Origin of the sequence: Roseateles chitinivorans (genome assembly GCF_002761755.1) — a bacterium.
Lineage (GTDB): Bacteria > Pseudomonadota > Gammaproteobacteria > Burkholderiales > Burkholderiaceae_C > Roseateles > Roseateles chitinivorans.
In genome coordinates, this window is the sequence record NZ_PEOG01000190.1 from 1 (window position 1) to 483 (window position 483).

The 483-nt window shown below is 56.3% G+C and carries 1 protein-coding gene; it reads right to left on the minus strand.

Translation table 11 applies throughout. The features are described from left to right. Positions 1-323: 323 nt before the first annotated feature. Complete coding sequence (locus tag CS062_RS27230; protein ID WP_368372875.1) at positions 324-473, minus strand: cell division protein CrgA; 150 nt, start codon at positions 471-473, stop codon at positions 324-326. Between the last annotated feature and the right edge of the window lie 10 nt (positions 474-483).

Genomic DNA, 483 nt, shown 5'->3' on the forward strand with positions numbered 1-483 from the left:
ACGTAACGAGAAGCTTGCGAACGTGAGCAATCCCACGGCGGCAATGCCGGCAAGAACACGTCCGGGCGGGTCTGTGATCACCGTCACAGCGGCGATAGCCATCATAAGTCCGGCTATGCCACAACCTGCGATTCCTGCTGTCGACGGGCTCCACTGAGTTTGCTGCACGGGTTATTCACACCCTCTTACCCGTACCGATGGAGTTATCCACAGGTGCTATCCCCAATGGGGATGAATCACATCGGTGTGATTGAGAGCGGCAGACGTTGCTGGATCGGCGAAGCCAAGAACATAAAATGAATTCATTATTGCCTTGTGTCAGGTCAGCGCCAGCGCATGGTGAGCAACAGACCGGTGATCATGAAAGCAAAGGCGATCGCGTAGTTCCACGGACCGAGATCCGCCATCCACTGGAGGAACGACGGGGTGTCGATCGGGTTGGTTGCCGCCAGCTGGAACACCAGTAGCCAGATGAGACCGAAC